The organism is Effusibacillus consociatus (genome assembly GCF_042652925.1).
Classification (GTDB): Bacteria; Bacillota; Bacilli; order Tumebacillales; family Effusibacillaceae; genus Effusibacillus; species Effusibacillus consociatus.
The window spans coordinates 19,849-40,226 of sequence record NZ_JBHSHC010000097.1 but is presented as its reverse complement, the minus strand read 5'-3'; the positions used below and the strand labels follow the sequence as shown (position 1 = coordinate 40,226).

24 protein-coding genes are annotated in these 20,378 nt (G+C 46.1%); 2 read left to right on the top strand and 22 right to left on the bottom strand.

All coding sequences use genetic code 11. The features are described from left to right. The first annotated feature begins 49 nt into the window (after positions 1 to 49). On the top strand, positions 50 to 385 hold the full coding sequence (locus ACFO8Q_RS12645) for an efflux RND transporter periplasmic adaptor subunit (RefSeq protein WP_380026155.1): 336 nt from the start codon (positions 50 to 52) through the stop codon (positions 383 to 385). 320 nt (positions 386 to 705) lie between these two features. On the opposite strand, the gene ACFO8Q_RS12640 is transcribed toward ACFO8Q_RS12645, so the two are convergent. From ACFO8Q_RS12640 to ACFO8Q_RS12540, 21 genes are all read right to left on the bottom strand, one after another. Beyond that, positions 706 to 1,266: a glycerol-3-phosphate responsive antiterminator gene (locus ACFO8Q_RS12640; protein WP_380026153.1), complete on the bottom strand. Its 561-nt coding sequence runs from the start codon at positions 1,264 to 1,266 to the stop codon at positions 706 to 708. Between the two features lie 47 nt (positions 1,267 to 1,313). After that, on the bottom strand, positions 1,314 to 2,981 hold the full coding sequence (locus tag ACFO8Q_RS12635) for a glycerol-3-phosphate dehydrogenase/oxidase (RefSeq protein ID WP_380026150.1): 1,668 nt from the start codon (positions 2,979 to 2,981) through the stop codon (positions 1,314 to 1,316). A 157-nt stretch (positions 2,982 to 3,138) separates the two neighbouring features. Beyond that, positions 3,139 to 4,641: a glycerol kinase GlpK gene (gene glpK, locus ACFO8Q_RS12630; protein WP_380026148.1), complete on the bottom strand. Its 1,503-nt coding sequence runs from the start codon at positions 4,639 to 4,641 to the stop codon at positions 3,139 to 3,141. Positions 4,642 to 4,702: 61 nt separating this feature from the next. Then, positions 4,703 to 5,413: an MIP/aquaporin family protein gene (locus ACFO8Q_RS12625; protein ID WP_380026147.1), complete on the bottom strand. Its 711-nt coding sequence runs from the start codon at positions 5,411 to 5,413 to the stop codon at positions 4,703 to 4,705. Positions 5,414 to 5,653: 240 nt separating this feature from the next. Further along, positions 5,654 to 6,283 (bottom strand): O-methyltransferase, encoded by a 630-nt coding sequence (locus ACFO8Q_RS12620; protein ID WP_380026145.1) that lies wholly within the window; start codon positions 6,281 to 6,283, stop codon positions 5,654 to 5,656. A 31-nt stretch (positions 6,284 to 6,314) separates the two neighbouring features. Beyond that, positions 6,315 to 6,515: a hypothetical protein gene (locus tag ACFO8Q_RS12615; RefSeq protein ID WP_380026143.1), complete on the bottom strand. Its 201-nt coding sequence runs from the start codon at positions 6,513 to 6,515 to the stop codon at positions 6,315 to 6,317. A 72-nt stretch (positions 6,516 to 6,587) separates the two neighbouring features. After that, the gene (gene mltG, locus ACFO8Q_RS12610; protein WP_380026141.1) at positions 6,588 to 7,637 is read right to left on the bottom strand and encodes an endolytic transglycosylase MltG; all 1,050 of its coding nucleotides are present in this window, start codon (positions 7,635 to 7,637) and stop codon (positions 6,588 to 6,590) included. 84 nt (positions 7,638 to 7,721) lie between these two features. Next, positions 7,722 to 7,994 carry a DUF1292 domain-containing protein gene (locus ACFO8Q_RS12605; RefSeq protein ID WP_380026140.1) on the bottom strand — a complete coding sequence of 91 codons (273 nt, stop codon included), beginning with the start codon at positions 7,992 to 7,994 and terminating at the stop codon, positions 7,722 to 7,724. Between the two features lie 12 nt (positions 7,995 to 8,006). Further along, on the bottom strand, positions 8,007 to 8,420 hold the full coding sequence (gene ruvX, locus ACFO8Q_RS12600) for a Holliday junction resolvase RuvX (protein ID WP_380026139.1): 414 nt from the start codon (positions 8,418 to 8,420) through the stop codon (positions 8,007 to 8,009). Beyond that, positions 8,417 to 8,677 (bottom strand): IreB family regulatory phosphoprotein, encoded by a 261-nt coding sequence (locus tag ACFO8Q_RS12595; protein WP_380026138.1) that lies wholly within the window; start codon positions 8,675 to 8,677, stop codon positions 8,417 to 8,419. The genes ruvX and ACFO8Q_RS12595 overlap by 4 nt, the downstream gene beginning before the upstream one ends. Before the next feature lie 113 nt (positions 8,678 to 8,790). Beyond that, positions 8,791 to 9,855 carry an AI-2E family transporter gene (locus ACFO8Q_RS12590; protein ID WP_380026137.1) on the bottom strand — a complete coding sequence of 355 codons (1,065 nt, stop codon included), beginning with the start codon at positions 9,853 to 9,855 and terminating at the stop codon, positions 8,791 to 8,793. 177 nt (positions 9,856 to 10,032) lie between these two features. After that, positions 10,033 to 10,371 carry a 2Fe-2S iron-sulfur cluster-binding protein gene (locus ACFO8Q_RS12585; RefSeq protein WP_380026136.1) on the bottom strand — a complete coding sequence of 113 codons (339 nt, stop codon included), beginning with the start codon at positions 10,369 to 10,371 and terminating at the stop codon, positions 10,033 to 10,035. A 15-nt stretch (positions 10,372 to 10,386) separates the two neighbouring features. Beyond that, a complete protein-coding gene (locus ACFO8Q_RS12580) occupies positions 10,387 to 10,659 on the bottom strand; it encodes a DUF1450 domain-containing protein (RefSeq protein ID WP_380026135.1) in 273 nt (90 codons plus the stop codon). A gap of 3 nt (positions 10,660 to 10,662) precedes the next feature. Then, positions 10,663 to 11,346, bottom strand: coding sequence for a GntR family transcriptional regulator (locus tag ACFO8Q_RS12575; RefSeq protein WP_380026134.1), 684 nt, complete (start codon positions 11,344 to 11,346; stop codon positions 10,663 to 10,665). A 30-nt stretch (positions 11,347 to 11,376) separates the two neighbouring features. Beyond that, positions 11,377 to 11,907: a chromate transporter gene (locus ACFO8Q_RS12570; RefSeq protein ID WP_380026133.1), complete on the bottom strand. Its 531-nt coding sequence runs from the start codon at positions 11,905 to 11,907 to the stop codon at positions 11,377 to 11,379. Further along, complete coding sequence (locus ACFO8Q_RS12565) at positions 11,904 to 12,482, bottom strand: chromate transporter (RefSeq protein ID WP_380026132.1); 579 nt, start codon at positions 12,480 to 12,482, stop codon at positions 11,904 to 11,906. The genes ACFO8Q_RS12570 and ACFO8Q_RS12565 overlap by 4 nt, the downstream gene beginning before the upstream one ends. A 26-nt stretch (positions 12,483 to 12,508) precedes the next feature. Then, positions 12,509 to 12,988, bottom strand: coding sequence for a GlcG/HbpS family heme-binding protein (locus tag ACFO8Q_RS12560; RefSeq protein ID WP_380026131.1), 480 nt, complete (start codon positions 12,986 to 12,988; stop codon positions 12,509 to 12,511). Between the two features lie 34 nt (positions 12,989 to 13,022). After that, the gene (locus ACFO8Q_RS12555) at positions 13,023 to 14,486 is read right to left on the bottom strand and encodes an aldehyde dehydrogenase family protein (RefSeq protein ID WP_380026130.1); all 1,464 of its coding nucleotides are present in this window, start codon (positions 14,484 to 14,486) and stop codon (positions 13,023 to 13,025) included. Positions 14,487 to 14,586: 100 nt separating this feature from the next. After that, the gene (locus ACFO8Q_RS12550; RefSeq protein WP_380026129.1) at positions 14,587 to 15,306 is read right to left on the bottom strand and encodes a TenA family transcriptional regulator; all 720 of its coding nucleotides are present in this window, start codon (positions 15,304 to 15,306) and stop codon (positions 14,587 to 14,589) included. A 225-nt stretch (positions 15,307 to 15,531) separates the two neighbouring features. Then, positions 15,532 to 16,986: a hypothetical protein gene (locus ACFO8Q_RS12545; protein WP_380026128.1), complete on the bottom strand. Its 1,455-nt coding sequence runs from the start codon at positions 16,984 to 16,986 to the stop codon at positions 15,532 to 15,534. A gap of 266 nt (positions 16,987 to 17,252) precedes the next feature. Beyond that, positions 17,253 to 17,996: a creatininase family protein gene (locus ACFO8Q_RS12540; protein ID WP_380026127.1), complete on the bottom strand. Its 744-nt coding sequence runs from the start codon at positions 17,994 to 17,996 to the stop codon at positions 17,253 to 17,255. A 502-nt stretch (positions 17,997 to 18,498) separates the two neighbouring features. Here ACFO8Q_RS12540 and ACFO8Q_RS12535 point away from each other — a divergent pair. Then, a complete protein-coding gene (locus ACFO8Q_RS12535; protein WP_380026126.1) occupies positions 18,499 to 19,629 on the top strand; it encodes a hypothetical protein in 1,131 nt (376 codons plus the stop codon). 25 nt (positions 19,630 to 19,654) lie between these two features. Here ACFO8Q_RS12535 and ACFO8Q_RS12530 read toward each other — a convergent pair whose 3' ends face one another. Then, entirely contained in the window at positions 19,655 to 20,329 is a 675-nt protein-coding gene (locus ACFO8Q_RS12530; RefSeq protein ID WP_380026125.1) for a GntR family transcriptional regulator, read from the bottom strand. Positions 20,330 to 20,378 lie beyond the last annotated feature (49 nt).

The following is a 20,378-nucleotide window of genomic DNA, read 5'->3' as shown; positions in this document are numbered from 1 at the left end:
ATAATATAAACGATGAGTATATTTCAAAACCGTTACAGGAGGAACTGTGATGTCCTCAATACGAATATTTAAAAAGGAGCTGAAAAGCAGTCGAGTTGAGAAATTTAGCGATGATTTGCCCACTTCTGGCGCAGAACTTAAGAAGTGTCTTGAAGAACTGAAAAGAGCTCAAATACTTCTGAAACAACGGAGTGTGCAAAAAGCCCAGCTGAAGGCTCAAATTGACCTGACACGAGCTGAAACAGAAAGGACCAAAGCACAACTTGAACAATGTCAAGCTGAATTAAAACTATGTCGAACTGAACTGGAACTCTGTCAACTGGAACTGCGAAAATGTTTGAGTGATCTTGTCAAGTGCCTTCACTCCCGCAAGAAAGGATCATGATGGAATGTCAGGCAAAGGGACGCTCAATCCACATCGGAAACAAATTGAGAGGTGCAGGAAAAAAATTGAAAGAATCAACAGATCGATCCTTAAGCTAGAGGCTGAAATATCCAGATTGACTGTCAAATTGACAGAGGAAAGAACGCGACTTACCGGGGAACAAACCAAATTGGCCAGATGCATTGCTGAACTTGCAAAATGTAGAGAGTCATTGGCAAGATGTACAGCCGCACTGGCAAATTGCAGACAGAAGCTCATGCAGTGCCAGAATGAAAAAAAGCCGCCCCAACAGGGCGACCTCTTCAAAAACCAGAAACCCGTTAGCCCGTAATCCCCCGCGAATAGGCCCACAACTGGGTTTTGCTGGTTGATACGGCTATAGCGCCGGCGTTAAAAGACGTTACCACATCTTCTTCCCGATCGATGAATCCTCCGAGTATGATATCCGCTCCCGTTCCCTCTTTGATCTCGGCAATCTTCGGGTAAGAATAACACGGAAGAAGTTCTATATAATCTGGCTTTCCGTTTTCTGCCGTTTTCAAGATCGTCTTGACGGAATGGGAATCAATCAGGAACCCCCGCTGCACGGTAGCCAATCCGTATTTTTTGGCATGCACCAGACTGGATGTTCTCGTACTGATGATTCCGTCGATCTGAATGTCCTTGGCCAGATAGTGAATAGACGCCTCGTCCTCTTTAATTCCTTTGATCAAATCCAAATGAAGAAAAATCTTTTTCTTAGACCTCTTTGCGATCTCCACAATATTGCGCATGTGTATGATCTCGCCTTCGAGCAGAAAAATTGTATCCGAAGGTGCGGATGCTGCTTTCTCTAATTCCTTAAATCCCCGGACAGCGGGAATCACAGTAAATGGCTTCATGAGGCTTGTCACCTCGTTGTCAGTTTGATTGGATTGTACTCCATATTTTAAATAAAATTTATGGCATTTCGGAATTCTTCTTCAAACTGTTGCAGAAAGGCAAGTATTTGTTCCTCATTCCATTCAAGCATTTTCACCATTTCTTCCAGCAGGATCCGGTAGACCGGTTCAAGCGTTTCACGCTGAAAGAACAGTTTTCCGGTCCGCCGAATAAGAAAATCGTTCAGATTGACAGCCATTTCTTCTTCGATACAATACCACAGCTCCGCCTGCAGTAAAAGTAATTCGGGATCTTTTTCAGAATCTGCCGATCTGTATTCCGCCAGCTTCTCGACTACCTTCTCTGCGTTGGTTCCATATCTGCCAACCAGCCCCCGAATGTGTTCTTCGTTTACATCGTGTTGTTGCGCTCTTGCCGCAAGGGTTTTGACGTAGTCCGGAATTTGTTCCGGAGACGAAAAGTGTCCCCCTGACAAAACAATCCGATCCGTAGTGCAGCCGGGGAAGTTTCTCGATTCTTCCTTTTGGAGTTGCTCAACAACCAGATCCACGACACGTTCTGCCATCTTGCGAAATCCTGTCAGCTTCCCGCCGGCTATCGTAAGTAACCCGGACGGAGAATGGAAGATTTCATCTTTTCTCGACAGCTCGGATGGGGACTTTCCATCCTCGTGGATGAGGGGGCGGAGTCCGGCCCAGCTTGAAGTAATGTCCGTCTCTTTCAGGTTCACTGACGGGAACATATTGTTGACCGCTTGCAGTAAATAGGTAACATCTTCTTTTGTGACCCGCGGTTTTTCTAAATTTCCTTGGTAATTCGTATCGGTGGTTCCAATATAGGTCGAACGGTCACGAGGTATTGCGAAGATCATGCGTCCGTCCGGAACATCGAAATAAATCGATTGCCGCAAGGGAAGCTTGTGCCGTGGAACCACCAGGTGCACTCCTTTTGTGAGATGAAGACGTTTTCCATATAATGACTTGTCTTTCTCCCGTAATTGATCCACCCAAGGTCCGGCTGCGTTTACAATTTTCTTCGCGTAAAGCTGGTGTTTTTCCCCGGTGAGAAGATCTGTCACTTCCACACCAACTGCCTTTTGATCCTGATACAGAAACCGGGCAGCTTCTGCATAGTTCACACACAGGGCCCCGTAGGAAGCTGCAGTTTTCATGACTTCAATCGTCAGCCTTGCATCGTCCGTCCGATACTCGATATAAAGCCCGCTTCCTTTCAGAATATCCTTCCGAAGCAGAGGCTCATGTTCTTCCGTCTCCTGCTTGGAGAGCATCACGCGTCGTTCTTCTCTCTTGACTCCCGCCAGGAAATCATAAACCCACAATCCGATGGATGTGGCGAACTTGCCATACGTCCCGTGTTCTACTAACGGCAGCAGCATTTTTTCCGGAATTACAATGTGCGGAGCGTTTCGATACAAAATGGCCCGCTCTCTTCCGACTTCTCTAACAAGGTTGACTTCCCCCTGCTTCAAATAACGAAGTCCGCCGTGAATCAGTTTGGTGGATCGACTGCTTGTTCCCGCCCCAAAGTCCTGTTTTTCCACCAATCCCACATTCAAGCCGCGGGAGGCTGCATCCAAAGCGATCCCGGCACCGGTAATCCCACCGCCAATCACCAATAAATCCAATTGTTGAGCCGCCATCGCGGCCAAGTCTTTCTTTCTGTTATGAGATGAAAGTTTTCGCTCTGTTTTCATTTTTCTCCGTCTCTCCTTTGCCAAGTAAAACAAAAGACCACAACAGAGGCAACTATTCTCAACAATAGCTACCTGTGCTGTGGTCGTCTCATCATCTCAGACCGTAAAACCTGTTTTATTGTTCAATCCTCATTATACAGGAGTTATCCAAGGATTTCTACTCTTCATCCTTCTCCCAATTCATGGTTCTCTTAACCGCTTTCTTCCAATTCTTGTACAGTTTGGACTGTGTTTCTTTATCCATTTGCGGTTCAAACACTCGATCCAACTGGGAGTTGTTTGCAATTTCTTCTTTATTCCAGAATCCGACTGCCAATCCTGCCAAATAAGCTGCGCCGAGAGCCGTGGTTTCCGTTACAGCCGGACGTTCAACCGGCACTCCCAAAATATCGGCCTGGAATTGCATCAACAGATTGTTCGCTACGGCTCCGCCGTCAACACGCAGAGCCTGCAGCTTGATGCCGGAATCGCTTTCCATTGCGCTCAAAACGTCTTTCGTTTGATAAGCCAGCGAGTCCAAGGTGGCTCTTACAATATGTTCTTTCTTTGTCCCACGGGTCAATCCGAAAATCGCACCACGCGCATACATATCCCAATAAGGTGCCCCCAATCCTGCGAAAGCGGGAACGACATAAACACCATCCGTGTCTTCCACCTTGCCGGCATAGTATTCGGAATCGGGAGCCGAGTCAATCAGTCGCAACCCGTCCCGCAGCCATTGAACAGCCGCTCCTGCGATAAAGATGCTTCCTTCCAAAGCATACTCGACTTTGCCGTCTACTCCCCAAGCGATCGTGGTTAGAAGCCCCGATTTGGAAGAAACCGCTTTCTCTCCGGTATTCATTAACATGAAGCAGCCGGTTCCATATGTGTTCTTTGCCTTTCCAGGCTCAAAACAGGTTTGGCCAAACAGCGCCGCTTGTTGATCCCCTGCAACACCTGCGATAGGAATTTCGGCTCCGCCAAATGTTTGCGCATCGGTCACTGCATAGGTATCGCTTGACGGACGGACTTCCGGAAGCATGGAAGCTGGAATGCCGAGCTCATCCAACATTTTTTGATCCCATTTCAACTCCTTGATGTTATACAACATCGTTCTCGAGGCATTCGAGTAGTCGGTTACATGTGCTTTTCCACGAGTCAGGTTCCAAATCAACCATGTGTCGATGGTGCCAAACAGCAATTCGCCTTTCTCTGCTTTTTCCCGTGCACCCTCCACATTATCAAGAATCCATTTCACCTTGGTTCCGGAGAAGTATGCATCCACCACGAGACCGGTGTTTTCCCGGATATAGGGCTCTAACCCCTTTTCCTTTACTTCATCGCAAATGCCTGCGGTTCTGCGATCCTGCCAAACGATGGCGTTATAGACCGGTTTGCCGGTGTTTTTGTCCCAAACGACTGTGGTTTCCCGTTGGTTGGTAATCCCGATTGCGGCTACTTCTTGCGGCCGGATCCCCTTGGTTTCAAGTACTTCTCTTGCAACTCCGCTTTGCGTTCCCCAGATTTCCATCGGATCATGTTCTACCCAACCTGCCTTGGGATAGATTTGAGTAAACTCTTTTTGCGCCATACCCACGATGTTACCCGCTTTGTCAAACAAAATCGCTCTGGAACTGGTTGTTCCCTGGTCAAGTGCCATGATATAACGTTTCTCCATTGCCGAATCCCCCCGGTTTTAAGGTTATTGTCTGTGACTAGTATATTAGTAGTTTACTAGTTTATGCGCCAAAAACAGAAGCGTAGAAAAGTGCTCCCAAAACTCCGCCGATGGTCGGGCCCACGACCGGTATCCATGCATAGCCCCAGTCAGAACTTCCCTTGCCTGCAATCGGCAGTACAAAGTGTGCAATACGAGGTCCAAGGTCACGCGCCGGATTGATCGCATATCCAGTTGTTCCGCCTAAAGAAAGACCGATTGCCACAATCAAAAATCCTACAATTAACGGATTCAAGCCCTCTGTAAACTTGTTGGCCCCAATCGCCAGGATCGCCAATACCAAAATAAACGTACCGAAGATTTCACTAATCAGATTGGCTCCTGTGCTGCGAATAGCCGGACCTGTACAGAAGACTGCCAACTTAAGATCTTTCTCCTGCGTTTGACCCCAGTGCGGCAAGTAGTGCAGCCACACAAGAACAGCCCCCAGGAAAGCTCCAATCATCTGTCCAAGGATATAAGCAGGAACCTGTTCCCACGGGAACTTTCCGATTGATGCGAGTCCGATTGTCACGGCCGGGTTTAAATGGGCTCCACTGATGGCGCCCACTGCATATACCGCTACAGCAACCGCCAATCCCCAACCGAATGTAATCACAATCCAACCTGAATTTTGCGCTTTCGACTTGTTGAGCAGGACACCTGCCACTACACCGTCACCAAAAATGATTAATAACGCTGTTCCAATAATTTCTCCCAAAAACGGTGACATGTTTTGACCTCCCTTTTATCTTTTAAGAAGAGAAAGAATAAAAATGAAACCAGTGCTCCCATTCCACCTCCCCGGAGAAAACAAAAAACAGCCAATATCCTAATGAAGGGCGGCACCCTTCAGATATCGGCTGTTCTCATATTCTCACAGCATGTACTATTGACTTGTGAGATTAATTATAAGGGAAGGTTTCAGAAATGTAAACCCTTACATTCAAATTCTAATTCGCTTGTCAGGAAGTTACCCCTTTTTTACGGAGACGGCTAACCCGTCACCGATCGGAACAAAGGCGGTTTCCAAGCGGGAATCGATCGCCAGCATTTGGTTATATTCCCGCAGACGAGCCACAATCGTTCGCATTTTGTGTTTTACTTGTTCAGGACCGGCGACGAGTCCGTGAAAGAACACATTATCGCTAAAAAGTGTTCCACTCGCACGCAAAAGCGGCAGCACAAGTTCGAGGAACCTGGGATATTGCCCTTTCGCCGCATCCAAAAACACAACGTCGAAAGAATCGTAAAGCGTGGGAAGAATATCGAACGCATCCCCGACCAGGAGCTCAATCCGGTCCTGCAGACCAGCCTCCTGAATGTTCTCCAGCGCCTCTTCCGCCCTCTCCCGATCCCGTTCGATTGTAACAATCTTCGCGCTGCAGGACTGCGCCATGACAATCGCCGAATAACCGATTGCCGCGCCAACTTCCAATATTTTTTTCGGGTTCAGTTGGCGCAGTAACACTCTCAGCAATTGGGAGGTCTCCAGATCCAGGATCGGAATCGCCTTTTCTTCCGCACTCTGTTCCATCCGGGTCAGCAGCTCATCGCGTGCCGGGATCAGGCCCTGAATATAAGCACTTAACTCATTGTCCATAGCTAACATCCTTTAAGCGGTGATCAATCTCCTATTCCACCGTCTCTTCAATGCCGAACTCTGCTTGGCCGAACGCTGCTTGCTGTTCAGGACAGGGTTCTCCACTGATAACGGGCGGCAGGAATCCATGTTCCAATTTCTCCAGTTCGTATTCGCCAAGCAAATAATCGGTGACGATCTGTTCAACTTCATCCGGTAAAAAAGGTTCGTTTGGCTGCTCATTTTCTGCCATCGTGCACACCCCTTATATATCCCAGTGGGATCATCATTTTGGTTCTATTTTGCACGATCAAAGAGCAATTAATTACTTTGGCTGCTGTTCGCTTCTGGCAATGTTTCGATTGTGTTCATCAAGCGTTTTACCAAAGTAGTGTTCTCCAGAACCGTCTTTCTTTGTTACGTAATAGAGATACTCATGTTTTTCGGGAGAGGCAACTGCATGTAAACTGTCCCTCCCGGGAGAGGCAATCGGTCCCGGCGGCAATCCTTCCCGTTTATAAGTATTATAAGGACTGTCCACTTCCAAATCCTTGAGGAGCAATTCATCCTTCTGGCCCACCACATATTGGATGGTGGCATCTATCTGCAGCAGCATAGGCGGTTTATGCTGCAGTCGGTTAAAAATCACCCCTGCAATGGCCGGACGTTCCTTCGCCACCCGAGCTTCCCTCTCCACAAGAGAGGCCACGGTAATCGCCTCGTGCAGAGTCAGTCCACGCGCTCTAAAACTCTCCCGCATCTCGGGAGTCACAACTTTTCCAAACTGTTGTAACATGAGTTCGAGGATTTCACGTTCTGTTGCTCCTTTTTTCACTTCGTAGGTTTCCGGGAACAAATATCCCTCCAAACGGTGGCGCATGCCCTGCTTCTGAGGAATCTCTTTTATAAAGTCATAATCAAACGTGCCGTTTTCCGCTTCATTCAGGAATCGCCGCTTGTCGACCAGCCCTTTTTGTGCCAAGATGTCGGCGATTTGCTCGATGGTAAACCCTTCGGGAATTGTAAAGCGAACGGTATCGACTCTTACCTTTCCTTTGGTTATCACATCAAGAATTTCCGGAATCGTGGCCCCCTGCGGAATCGCATAAGTACCGGCTTGTAAGGAAGCTGCTTGTCCGGTCCATAAAACTACGGCACGAAACACAAACGAATTTTTAATTAATCCTTTCTCAGAAAGCAAATCGGCAATCTGTTGGGATGTAGCTCCTTTCGGGATCTCCACGGTGACGGTTTGACCGGATTTTTGTGGTGGCAGCCATTGGAACCAACCGTATATTGCAAGGATTGCAAGAATCAAAAATGTACCGGCTGCTGCTCGTGATCGTGGAGAAATTAAAAATCTTGCGGAATCCAATGGAATCCTCCTTCCAACAACACATTATTACAAGTATAGCAAAAAACCGGACGATTGACGTCCGGTTTCCAAACCTTCTGTATTTCATTCCTGGTCCAATTCTTCAAACAGCAAAGTATCGTACATCTCTGCTACTTTGTCCCACTCGTCGTCATCTTCAATGTTTACGAGAACTTCATTGCCATCCTCGTCTTTCTCTACCCGCAGGATGATGGCTTCATCATCCTTTGTATCGGTCGGCTGAAGGATTGCATACGTTTTCTGCTCCACTTCGAGTACTTCAAGCACTTCAAATTCGTGCTCTCCACCGTCTTCGTCGGTTAAGGTGATAATGTTTTCGCTTTGTACTTCGCTCATCGTCACACCTCATCAAATTGAATCTAGATAATTTTGCAGGATGATGGCGGCAGCCATTTTATCCACCACTTTTTTTCGCTTGTCGCGACGAACATCCGCCTCAATCAACATTCTTTCGGCAGCCATTGTGGACAATCTTTCATCCCAAAGGATTACGGGCAGCCCAAACGTGTCTTCCAACAGCCGTGCGAACTGTTGCGTGATTTCCCCTCGGGGTCCGATCGTACCATTCATATTTTTTGGAAATCCAAGAACAATTTTCTGAATTTCGTATTGCCGAATCAACTCGCCAATCTGCTTAAGATCCTCAGTTTCAGAACGGCGGCGAATCACTTCAATTCCTTGTGCGGTCATTCCAAGCGGGTCGCTTACGGCAACTCCAATACGGACGTCCCCCAAGTCAATCCCCATCAGGCGTCCAATCATGTGCGATCCGCGAGATATGCACGCACCAATTCCTCGATCAAGTCGTCTCTTTCCACTTTCCGAACGGTATTGCGTGCATCGTTATGGCTCGTTATATAGGCGGGGTCGCCCGAAATCAAATACCCCACAATCTGGTGGATCGGATTGTATCCTTTCACCTTCAACGCTTCGTAGGCAACAAGAAGTGCCCGTTGTGCCTCATTGGCATCGTCTTTATTTCCCGAAAACATCATCGTTTTATCGAGATGTGAAGTCATAGCTGACACCTCTTTTTGGTAGTCTAACAGAACCCTTGGCAACTTATTCGCCTTTTTGCCGTGAATTTCCTCTTTTTTTTTAAAAGAAAACTTATCATTCGGCCAAGTTTCTACTATCTTCTCACGTAATGTTCCACAATATGTTCGAAAATCACTTTTAGAACAGCCACTACGGGAACTGCGAGAATCAGCCCCATGATCCCGCCCACTTCACCGCCTAGAAGCAGAGCAAAAATAATCAAAAGCGGGTGCAAATTTAAACTTTTGCTGACAATCTGCGGAGCAATAAAATTCCCTTCCAGCTGCTGGACAATCAGATTCACAATCGTGACTTTCAAAGCCATAATCGGAGAAATGGTAAAAGCGAGAATGATCGCCGGGGCGGCTCCAATAAACGGACCGATATACGGGATAATGTTGGTGACCGCCACGAATAACGCAAGCATCAAGCTGTACGGCATACCCACAATCAAATACCCCGCGTATACAAGTATTCCGATCAACAGCATCACGAGCAGTTGTCCGCGAATATAGTTGCCGAGCGCTTCGTCAATTGATTTCACAAGGTCAATTAATTCCTTGCGATGCCGAGTGGGAAAGATCGTGACAACCGTCCGTTCCATCACTTTTAAATCTTTCAGCATATAAAAGACAAGGAACGGAATCACAAGCGCGGTCAGCACCTGCTCCAAAGTGCTTCCCAGTGATCCCAGAAAGTTTGTAATGTATCGGGTTACCGCTTCTTCGAAGGCCACCAGGTTGGTATCAATCGCCTTATGTACCGCTTCCGGCATCTTTCGTGCGCCGTCATCAAGGTTTTTACTCCATGTCTCCACCTGTTCAATGATCGACGGAAGGGTTTCCGCGAACTCCTTCAGCTGCGTAATAAAAACGGGAATTGTATTAACCAGAACGACAGCCAATACGGTGAAAAACACGAAATAAATGAGAATGACGCTTACACCCCGCGGCACCCCCCGATCGACCAGCTTGGTTACGATCGGGTTCAGCATGTACGAAATCACGACGGCGATCAAAAACGGAGTCAGCACCGCACGAAAAACAACCCAGATGCCACGTAATAAACCGCTCATCTGGGTCAGTAAAAATACGCAGCCCAATATCAACAGCACCAACAGTGCAATTTCGATCGAACGATTTCGCGGGGCCCTTTCCATACAGGTATGTCCCCCCTATAAAGAGCCGAAGTCCGGACAAGTGTGCGCCCAATTGTTACAAGTATATGCCAGTTGTCCAGGTTCTATTAGTACATGCGGTCCCGTATACGGCTGTTCGCGGTTGGCGAACACCAAAAACGAGTGCATCGGATGCACTCGTTTTTGGTACTGCATCTCTTATTCAGCTTTCTCCCACAGTTCTCTTATCTTCGGAGGAACCTTTACATTTACGTTTGAATCCCAAGAAACTGTTACATCTCCTTTTGCGAAGGTTTGACACGCTAACCGGTAACCCTTTTGCAGATCGTCTCCTAATCTGGCTACTTCCAGTTTCTTGATGGACGTCAGGTTTTCCGTCCCTTCGTCTATATGAATTTTACAGGTGCCGCATAACCCCCCTCCACAACGATATGGGATGCCTCCCTCATATCGAATGGAAGTTCGTAAAATGTTTGTTTCTTTACCATCTTCAATTTCAATCGATTTATTAGTACCTGAAAAATGAATCCGTGCCATAACGATAACCTCCTGTTATCTTGGGACCGGATTTTCCGCCAGTAACCCGAGAAGATATTTTTTTAGATTCTCATAAAAGTTATCTGCTGAAATTCCTGTAATAAACTTTTTGCTTACCAATGCGTAAGGGGTATTTTTACAGATTCCGCAAATCCCTCCACACTTCATTTCGATATACTCGATGTTAAATTCCATATTGGGAAACTCGCTTTGTAATCTGTCAAAAACTTTGGCTGTGGAAGCGTGCTTGGCCAAGTTGGTTTGGCAAACTTCAATACGGATTGCCACGTCTTACACCTCCTTGCCTTGTATAGCCCGTATATATGCTTTTCTTGAATTTTCGATATGAATTTTGGTCAGGTTCTCAGCCAGTTCGACTTCTTGATTTCTTACAGCTTCCATGATGTTCCGGTGTTCCCTCGTCGCTTGCTCCATTCGGCCCGGCATTATGTGTCCCAGATGGGCGAATGCGCGAATATAATCAAGCAATCCGCTTAACATTTCATACAGTCTCTGACTTTTGGCCGCCTTATAAATTTGTTCGTTAATCTCGATATGGAATTGAGCAATTTCCTCGACCAAATCATCCACCAGGAATTGATCGATTTTTTGAATGATTTCATCAAACTCGGTTGCTGTTTGGGGATCCATCTTTGTTGCGGCTAATCTCACCGCGAGCACTTCCAGGGATGCCAGAATAGTAAAAATCTCTTCAATTTCTTCTTGCGAGATTTGAGTCACTACCACTCCTTTACGCGGTACCGTCATGACCAAGCCCTGGGATTCTAACTTGAATAGTGCTTCCCGGATAGGAGTTCGGCTTATGCCTAACTTCTCTGCCAACTCCCTCTCAACCAACCGGTCACCCGCTTTGTAATGTCCATTTACAATTTGACTCTTCAAATATTGATATACTTTATCCCGGATCGGCACCAATTCTTCTGTTACCCATAGTGATTGTTCCTGCCGAAGCACAGAGCTGCACCTCCCTTCAGCCAATGCTGATTAACTTAGAAATAGGGCACCATAAGCCAGTGCTCCTGTAATCACAAAAGCGGGATGAATCTTTGCGACCTCAAGAGCCACGTAACCGGCGATTGCCAAGAAGCCGGTGTGCAAAAAACCGTTTCCATGCCAAGCATCTATGAAAAATTGGTACGCAAGCACGGCGAGCAGAACTGCCACAACGGGTTGAACCGCCCTTGTCATCGCTTTTACCTGCGGAGCATCCCTGAAAAGATCTACGAATCTAAACAGTATGATCACAGCCACAGCTGAAGGAAGAACGGTGGCAATCAGAGCAACGGCAGCTCCTAGCAAACCGCCTACCTGATAACCGACAAAACCTGCCATTTTTGTCGCGATCGGACCAGGAAGTGCATTCCCCAAAGCAAGCAAGTCTCCAAATTCTTTCAATGTAAGCCATCCATAGTGATCTACAACTTCCTTCTGAATCAATGGAATGGACGGAGGTCCGCCGCCATAACCGAGAATATTGGATATGAAAAATGCCCAGAACAATTCGAAATAAATCATAAATTCTGCACTCTCCCCTTCTCTGTTGAAGCGGAGTTGTTTTTAACAGTTGCACGGATGAACGCGGCAGCAAGAAAAACGGCAATCAGGATCGCCGGATGGATTCCTAATCCTTGCAATACCACTAAACTGACAACAGTCAGGATGATTGCACCCGTTGGGCCGGAGCCTTTCCACGCTTTCGTGAAAAATTCATATGCCATTACCGTCAACATCACTCCAATGATCGGTCCGACCGCCCGGATCATTCCGCTGACTATGGAGGATTCCCTAAGTGCGTATAAAAAACCGAGAAGCCCTATCATAGCGATTATAGTGGGAAGTATATGGGCCAAGATCGCAACAACAGCACCCATAGAACCTTTTACTTTATAGCCGATATAGGCAGCCATTTTGGTTGCGATAGGACCTGGCAGTGCGTTGGCCAAAGCAAGAACATCACCAAAATCATCATCACTCATCCACTTGTACTTGTCTACCGCTTCATACCGGATTAACGGGATCACCGAAGGTCCTCCTCCATATCCGAGAACCCCCGATCTGGCGAATCCGATGACCAGTTGCCTGTATGACATAAAGATCCCTTCTTTTCTGAGGTGAATTAAAGTTTTATATTCGCTTCCGCGATCACGGTATGACCTTGAGGGGCCAATACGTCCTTAAGAGCTGCCAGAGCTGCAGTACCAACGGCAGTATCCTGCTCACCGTTGCCGCCGCTGATTCCAACTCCCCCGATCACTTCACCGTCAACTGCGATCGGAAATCCTCCAACGAAGATGGCGAACTTGCCAGGAAACATCAATTGTATTCCGTACGCCTCGTTACCCGGCAAAGCCGGTCCGTTGGGCTGAGTGTTAAACAAGTGTGTCGACCGTTTATGGCCGGCTGCTGTAAATGCTTTTGCCACAGCGATTTCCGGGCCGGTAATTCTTGCACCATCCATCCGTTCCAAAGCAATCAAATGGCCACCGTCATCTACAATCGCGATCGTTTCAAACGCTCCAATTTCGGCCGCCTTTTTCTTTGCAGCTTCAATCATCAGCTTCGCATCCGCCAACTCCAGCTTAAATACCTGCTTCATTTCTGTCTCCTCCTTAGAACTTGCCAACTGTTGATTAATACCCGAAGTACACGGTTTTCGTTTGTGTAAAGAACTCCAATCCAACACGACCGGATTCACGGAACGTCGAAGTACTGGATTTTTTCAATCCGCCAAACGGCGCATTGATCAGATTACCGGTTGTCGTGCGATTGACTTTTACGGTTCCGGATTGAACCTGTTTAATAAACGTTTGTGCCTTCTCCAAGTTCTTTGTAACGATTGAAGCAGACAATCCGTATTCAACGTGGTTTGCAACCTGCATCGCCTCTTCAAAACTGTCAACCGCAATCACTGCGACGACTGGGCCAAAGATTTCTTCCTGGGCGATTCGCATATTAGGAGTTACACCTGTAAAAATCGCGGGTTTTACGTAATATCCTTTACCAAATTCATCATGTGTCAAGTGATCTCCACCATAAACCAAGGTGGCCCCTTCTTCCTGACCAATTGCCACATATTCAAGAACTGTATCAAGCTGACTTTGATTCGCTAAAGGTCCAATCTGCACACCGTCGGTAAAACCATTTCCGATTTTAAGTCGGCTTGTTTGTTCAACCAGCTTGGCAACAAACTCATCATGAACGGATCGCATTACAATAACCCGGCTAGTTCCGGTGCACGCCTGCCCTGTAAGTTCAAACCCGCCTTTAATGGTCAGTTCAACCGCTTGATCCAAGTCGGCGTCTTCCATTATCAGCAATGGGTTCTTGCCGCCCAATTCCATTTGGGTCCGGGTCGTCAGAAACACCGAACGATGAATTGCTTCTCCCGCTTGCGTGGATCCCGTAAATGTTACCGCTTTGATAGCCGGATCCGTAACGAGGGGAGTTCCAACTTTTGAGGCAGATCCGGTAATAAAATTCAGTACACCTGCCGGAATTCCCGCATCCACAAACGCTTCTGTCAATCGCAATCCCATCAGAGGCGTATCGGAAGCCGGCTTGAATACCACAGTGTTACCGGTCATCAAAGCGGGTGCAATCTTGCGGGCCGGTATTGAAACCGGAAAGTTCCACGGAGTGATCACTGATATGACACCCAACGGTTCCCGCACTGTAAAAACCATGGCAGCGGGATCATCATTCGGAAATGTTTCGCCTGTAAAGCTTAAACCTTCGACAGCATAATAGCGTAAAGTGGCGGCCGAGCGTTTCACTTCCAAGCGACCGGCTGAGATGACTTTTCCTTCTTCCCTTGTCAACTCCCGGGCGATCTCTTCCAATCGACTTTCAAGAATGTCAGCCGCTTTATTTAGAATTTCAGCCCGTTTGGAAGGAGTAGTTTTTGCCCAGTTCGGAAATGCCTTTTCAGCTGCACGGATCGCCTGATTAGCGTCTTCTGCTGTAGAAGCTTGAAATCGTCCGACTATATCTTCTTTATCTGCCGGGTTGATGCTGTCAAAAGTGTTATTGCTTGAAGAATCAACCCATTGTCCGTCGATGTAATTTTTAAAAGTGGAAATCGCAGTTCCGATCATACTGCCACCTTCTTTTCCATTTTCTTGTTCATGTGTGAATCTATTTAGTCGAACGGCAGTTTCCCTCGTGAGAAAACTGCCGTTTCAGCATCCTGGAATTCTATGCCTCTACCTTTTCAAGATCCGCTTGTACATAGGCGCGATAAAGTCCATCCATATACATCCATCTCATCTTCGCGCCGGTCCGTACAATTTCCAAGCAACGTTGTTGCAGTTCCGGAGTGTTTGCATAGTCAAGAACAATTTGATAACCGCGCTCACCGTGGATTTCATCCGAAACGATGTGAAGATCGAAAAATTCGACTTCCTCGTCGGTGAAACCATACTTTTCCTTGAGCGGCGGAAGCTGCTTCCGGTAGATATCCGGTACCTGTGATTCGAGTCCGACAATCAAGGCTGCGGTTGCAACGACAAAGTGTTCGCGAATCGCTACAGCATAGCACCAACTTTGAAGTCCCAAGGTGGTTGGCAACATGTTAGCGGGATCCGTTACCCGTTCACCGGTTGTACCACACGCCTCAGCGAAACGGATCAACAGATCGGTATGTCTGTCACCACCCAATTCTTCTTCCCACATATTCTGAAGGATGAAATCCTTCGCATCGGTTAATTTATCAGGTGTATTTGCGTAAATGTAAGCGAGGTAGTCAGCGAAAGGTCCGACATAGTGGTAATGGTTCTCTGCCCAACGTGCAAAGTGTCCACGTTTCAATTGGCCGCTCGACCATGCCACGCTGAACGGGGCCGCCTGACTGTGATTCCCTTTAATCGCTTCTTCCAACTGCTTGCGGAATTCTTCACGGGATAACATTTCTGCCATTTTTGACTCCTCCTTGTTTTTCAGGAAAAGGATTCAGAATAAAATTGCATATTGTATACCAAATTTGTTTAAGATTGTTTATCGAACCCTTTTCCTGTTGATTCAATTACATTTGATTATGATGAACTTATTTCTATTTGGTATTTGGTATACCAAAAACCTTAATTTCATATTACGGGCAATTTTGCCCTGAGTCAACTGTTTTTTAAAAAATTTCGAACTGTTTTACCAGATAACTAGAGCAATAACAGTTGACAATACTAGACCAGCCATTACAGGCAAAAAGTTTTTACGTGCCAATTCAATTACAGATACTCCCGCAAAACCGGCTACCGCAACAAGCGAAGACCAAGCTATAATGGTTCCGCCTCCTGTCCAAACAGCTCCCATTTGTCCGATGGCGGCTAACGTTGCAGGATCTACTCTCGAACTGCCTGCCAAAGCTCCGGACAGACCGCCTGTTAATGGCAATCCGGAGAAACCGGAGCCATCGAGTCCAGTTATAATCCCTACTATTAAAATTGCGAATGCTGTCAAAAACCCGCTGGACGGAACAACAGCTTGGGCAGATTTGACGAGATCAAACAGGAACGAAGGTACAGCGGCATCTTTACCCAAGGAAAGGATCGAACCAGCAAAATCTCCACTGCCCAGGAAAAAGAATGCAGCAATTGGAACAACGGGTCCCATAGCTTTAAAAGCAAATACGAAGCCTTCAGTAATATGATCACCAATTTTGTCCAATGCATGAACGCGTCCATAAGCAACGGAGGCTAAAACCAGTAACAATGCTGCTACTCCACCGATAAAGGCGGCTCCGTCTCCACCTTCAAATCCGCCCATACGTCCGCTGAATTTAGTCTGAACCATATAGATCATAATGGCTAGCATCGATAGGGGAACCAGAACAGCAAACAGTTTTCCCCATTTTTGAAGTCGGGTTACTGTTTTATCCCCAGATGCTTCTGATGCGGCAGCCATTTCGAGCGCGGCTTGATCAGAACCTAACACTCCCAGTTCTCGTTCGATTGCCTGATCATCCGCTTTTCTCATTTGCTTTGCTATTAAGACATAAGAAAGAATAATGGCAGTGCCACCCGTGATGAGCGAAAGAATCATCCCGCGGTCAGCGACAAGAGCCTTGTCAACCCCTGCTGCTTTTGCACTCAACATTGGAGCAACCTGCATTACATAGTCAGAAGAAAGCGCCATGCCTTGACCTGCCAATGCAATTGCCATAGCGGCACCCATAGCCGGAAGTCCCGCCCGGATTGCAGCCGGAATCAAGAGTGCTCCAATCAAGGGTACCGCCGGTGTTGGCCAGAAAAACAGGGAAATCAAATACGTAATTCCCGCAAGAACCCAGAAAGCCACGTGTCCATTGGTCATTACTTTCTGAATCGGGGCAATCATCCGCTTATCCGCTCCCAGATCTTTAAGGGAATGCAGAAGCGCGACCATGAAGGTAATGATCAGAAAAATACTAAACAGTTCCTTCGCTGCAACCAAATTGGCATTAAAAATTGCCTGAAGCCCGCCTACGAAACTTCCCTTGTAAACCGAAGCCACAAGCAATGTTCCAACCAAAGTAGGAAGCACTACCCCTCGGCGGAACAACATAGTGACAATAATAACCAGGGTTACCAGTGCATAAAGCCAGTGTGCTGCCGTCAACGTCATTCACGAACACCTTCTTCCAGAATTTTTTGACTTTTTGTTTGAAACACTCCATAAATCCATTCTGATTAAATCTGTCCCCCTAAAACTCACCTCCCTCAATAAGTTTAAAAAACATTTTAATGACTATTAGCCTATCAACGTTAATCAAGTTCCATCTATCTTTTTTGGCAGATAATCTAACAATGGAATAACTTTTTGAGAAGAAGAATAATGTAAGCGTTTTCTAGGGAGTGATAAGAATTATAAAGTTAATCTATTCATCTTTCTTACAGGAATTGCAGCAAAGACTCAGTTAAGTTATCCAAGGCTTCCTCAACCATCTCTTGACCTGCTTCATAGCTTGCTTTTGTAGCATCACCAATGCATCCGTTGGCTGTCATTTCTTCATACTGATAGGTTCCTTGAATTGCGTTTCCCGGACGAAGCAATCTCCATTGACCTTCTCGAATATCACCTTTTTCCAATCTGTCCATATGGATCAAATGCGGAGCCAGATACAAAGCTTCAGAAACCTCTCGTTCGCAACTGTGCCCATAAAGAGTCGAAGAAATATGCTTTTTCATTGCTTCCTTAGCCGATGCTGTAGTTTTTGCATAATAAATTTGAACACCTAACTCGTGGGTTAAAGTTGTACAAGCTACACTAAGGGTAGATTGGTTCCCCCCATGAGAGTTTAAAAACAAAAATTTATTGATTCCATGTTGCTTTAAAGACCACACCATATCTCTCAGCACACGGATTAACGTATCAGGTTGCAGTGTGATTGTCCCGGGAAAATTAATGTGGTGAATCGATACACCCATGTTAACTGTAGGAGTAACCAACACATACGGATAAAGCCGTTCTGCCAATTTATTGGACATTTCGGTAGCAAGTACCGCATCGCAACTTTCCTTCATATGGGGACCATGTTGTTCGTGTGCGCCAATGGGAATGATCGCAAGCTTAACTGTCTGCAAAGCTTCTTTTACTTCCGGCCAAGTCATTTCTGTCAGCAAATAAGCTTTCATGTCCGAAACCTCCATCGAATCTGCCAATATATTCAAATTGCGCATTGTATACCAAGTTTAAAAACATCATATCAGATATTTCTGAAACTATGAATATTTTTTGAATAAAATATTTCTTCTTTTCCGGTATTAAATTTTTCCAGTGAGCCTCAATCCTTGGTCTGATATAGTAAAAGGTCCGATATAGCAGAATTGGTGAAAGAATAGTTTTCAGGAATTTATATTTGGTATACAATATACTAAATACTAAACATCATTCGGTGATCCTATGCATACAATTACGTTTATCTCCGTTGTTCTTCTTTATTTGATTTCTGTAATGTGGGGTCTTGACAGTCTGGCTTCTGCTATATCCTTGTTGTCGATTGTAGCAATTCTCATTTCAATTCCCCGTTCTTCCCGCTTGGCGCAAAGCCTGTCGCTATTATTTCTTCTGTCGGGAACCTGGATGTTATGGTCGAAACACGTGGGATGGCACTCATATCTGACTTCATTTGGGGGCATGCTAAATCTATTAACTCTATTTACCATGATCCCATTTCTTGCGCTTCCCATAACACTGGGTGGGTATGGTTCCGCAGTTGAACATGTGCTTCATCATCGTGTGAATACTCCTCAGCAGCTTTACCGGACTATCTCTGGTTTGGCATTCTTCTTAAGCAGTTTTCTGAATTTGGCTACACTGCCTATGATGTACTACAGCGTCAAGGACACTGTTGCCCAATTCGGGATCCGGGATGTCAAACGATTTACTTCGCTTGGGATTATTCATGGATACGCACTGCCCATTTTATGGACTCCAGTTGCCCCGATTGTTGGAATCGTGATGGACCTTACCAAAGTAAATTGGCTTCAAATGTTCCCGCTGCTATTTGGCATCAGTGTCTGTGGATTGGTATTGGACTGGATCCTGAATTCCCGTATTGATCCGGAAAAAGCGATTGTTCAAAGGGAATTGGCGGCCGCAGTTGAATCCTCTTTTAACCGGGAGGTTCATGCATCAAAACGTAAATTGGTCCAAATCGCTTTTTCAATCACTCTATTTATTACGCTAATTATACTTCTCGAGTGGTTGTTCCCGTTTGGACTGGTTATCACAGTTGCTCTGACAAGTTTCCCCTATGCCGCTTTGTGGGCAATCCTTTTACGACAAAGCAGGGGGTTTATGCAAGGAGTCCGGAATCATATCAGTCAACAGATCCCCAAGATGGCCGAGCAGTTTGCGATCTTTTTAAGCGCCGGTTTTTTTGTGAAAGCTTTACAGCTATCCGGTTACAGCGAAATCATTAATAGGTTGGTTCTTCAGATCGAACACAGTATCGGCGTTGAATTATTTCTGATACTCTTGCCGCTCTTCCCTCTGTTTTTAGCTTATCTGGGGATGCACCCCGTGGTAGCCATTACCCTGTTGGCCCAGTCACTGAATCCAGCCGCTCTTGCCGTGTCTGCAGAAGGTCTCACGATAGCTTTACTGGGGGGAGCAGTAGCTACATTTATCATGGGGCCTTTTAACGCTACTCTAGGCATTATGTCTTCTATAACCAAGGAAAGTGCTTACCGGATATCTGTCTGGAGTTGGCCTTTCACTATATGCTTCTTGAGCATGTTGCTTCTCATATTGCTGATTTTATAATGAACAGCAGGTGTGATTCTCTCACTTATTTATACGCTGCCAGGTAAGCTTTCTTTGAATTTTCAATATGAATCTTCATTAAATTTTCTGCCAGTTCCGCTTCTCCGTTCCTGATGGCCCGGACGATCTCAAGGTGCTCCTGCAATGCTTGTTTTCTTCGGCCAGGTTGTTCATGGCTCAGATGGGCAAACGCCCGGATATATTCAAACAAACTGCTTACGATTTCATATAATTTGGGACTTTGTGCCGCTTTGTAGATCGACTCAACAATATCCAAGTGAAACTGATCCTTATCTTTAGTCGTATCTTGACCCGACAACACACTATTCATCTCGCCAATTAACAAATCCAATTGAAACATTCGCTCATCGTTGATTTTTTGAGCAGCCAACTTAACTGCCAATCCCCCTAACACAGAAAGCATTGTGAATATTTCAACAATCTCATCGGGGGACATTTGCGACACTACCACTCCTTTGCGGGGAAGAGTTTTAACAAATCCTTGTGATTCCAAACGAAACAGTGCTTCCCGAATCGGAGTGCGGCTAATATTCAGCTTCTCGGCCAGTTCCCGTTCCACAATCCGTTCTCCGGCTTTTAATTCACCATCAATAATTGCTTTTTTTATATATTGATACACTTTATCCCGAATAGGAGTCAAATTTTCAAGATCCCAGTGGTTTTCATTCTCTTTGTCCAACCTTCAACTCTCCTTATCAACCGCTTCTGATATTGATGAACCGCTCTGT